The following is a 1,695-nucleotide window of genomic DNA, read 5'->3' as shown; positions in this document are numbered from 1 at the left end:
TCCATTACCAACAGTTACGATTTCGGGGACCACGACAATTTGTTCGGGAGGCACAACAGTGATTACGTTTAATGGTACGCCAAATGCTACGGTTACTTATACGGTAAATAGCGGCGGCGGCCAAACGATAACTTTAAATGGGGCAGGTTCGGCAACTTTAACCACTCCGGCATTAACGGCAGATACGACCTATACGCTGGTGAGTGTGACTTCTTCGGGCACCCCGCCTTGCAGCCAGGGTCAGGCGGGCTCGGCTGTAGTTACGGTTTTACCATTGCCAACAGCTACGATTTCGGGCACCACCACCATCTGTTCAGGCAATACGGCAGTCATTACCTTTAATGGTACTCCAAATGCTACGGTGACTTATACCATAAACGCCGGAGGCAATCAAACCATTGTTTTGGATGTGGCAGGTTCGGCCACCATTACCACACCGGTATTAACGGCTAACAGCACCTATGCACTGGTAAGTGTTGCTTCTTCAGGAGCACCTGTCTGCAGCCAGACGCAATCAGGTTCGGCAGTTGTGACAGTTAACCCAATTCCGTCAATTACCAATGTTCCATCCAATGTCATAGCCTGTTCGGGGGATACGGTTACCACCGCTGCTTTTGTAAGCTCACCGGCAGGGGCAAACTTCACCTGGACCAACAGCAATCCTTCCATAGGACTGGCGGGGTCGGGAGTAGGCAATATTCCGAATTTTACGGCTTCCAATACGACCAATTCCCCAATTACAGCAACGATTAACATAACGGCAATACTCAATAACTGTCCTACGACAGGCTCATACACAATTACAGTCAATCCGCTTCCGGTTCCAAATCCGGTTATCGGGGATTATGAATTGTGTGATTATAACAGTCCTGGGGATCAGGCAGAAGTATTTACTTTGAATACCATGGATGCACAGATTGCCAACGGGCAAACAGGAGTAACCATCAGTTATTATCTGACCCAGGCAGATGCCCAGAATCAGTCCAGCCCACTTCCGAATTCCTATACCAATATCAGCAACCCACAACAGGTGTGGATTGACATCAGTTATAATACCACAGGCTGTCATGCGGTGAGCTCATTCAACTTGATCGTAAACCCATTACCGGTAGCTAACACACCGGATCCGATATTCCAGTGCAGCAACGGAGCCACCACTCAGGCGGAGTTTGATTTAACCATCAATGAAGGCGTTGTAACCAGTGGAAATACGGCTGTAGTTACCGTTTCCTATTACAATACCCTGCTGGATGCCCAAAATGAGACCAGCCCGATATCTCTTGCGACGGCCTATATGGGAACCGACAATGAACAGGTATTTATCAGAGTGGAGGATAACGCCACAGGCTGTTATGCTACGACGATTCAGTTGCTAAGAGTAACCCAGGGTCCAATAGCCATCACCCCGCAGGCATTGCATTATTGTGATCCGAACAATGATGGATTCGGTATCTTCGATTTGGAATCAGCTTCGGCTGAGATAGCAGGAGGCGTATGGCCACTGACAGGTGTTTCCATTACTTATCATGAGACCCAGACCGATGCTTTATTGGGCGCTAATCCAAAACCAAGCCCATACGAAAACATCAACCCATGGACCCAGACGATTTGGGTTAGGGTGTTTTATACCTTAACGGGTTGTGCCAATTATGTACAGTTGCAATTGATTGTTGATCCGACTCCTGAGGCTACTGA

At 48.2% G+C, this 1,695-nt stretch carries 1 protein-coding gene; it reads left to right on the top strand.

Translation table 11 applies throughout. The features are described 5' to 3' along the window. On the top strand, positions 1–1,695 hold a 1,695-nt coding region (locus P1K33_RS15335; protein WP_504925947.1), incomplete at both ends, for an FIDD domain-containing protein.

This window comes from Flavobacterium terrisoli (assembly GCF_030167905.1).
Classification (GTDB): Bacteria; Bacteroidota; Bacteroidia; order Flavobacteriales; family Flavobacteriaceae; genus Flavobacterium; species Flavobacterium terrisoli.
The sequence above is the reverse complement of the archived record's forward strand: the minus strand, read 5'-3'. Positions and strand labels throughout refer to the sequence as shown.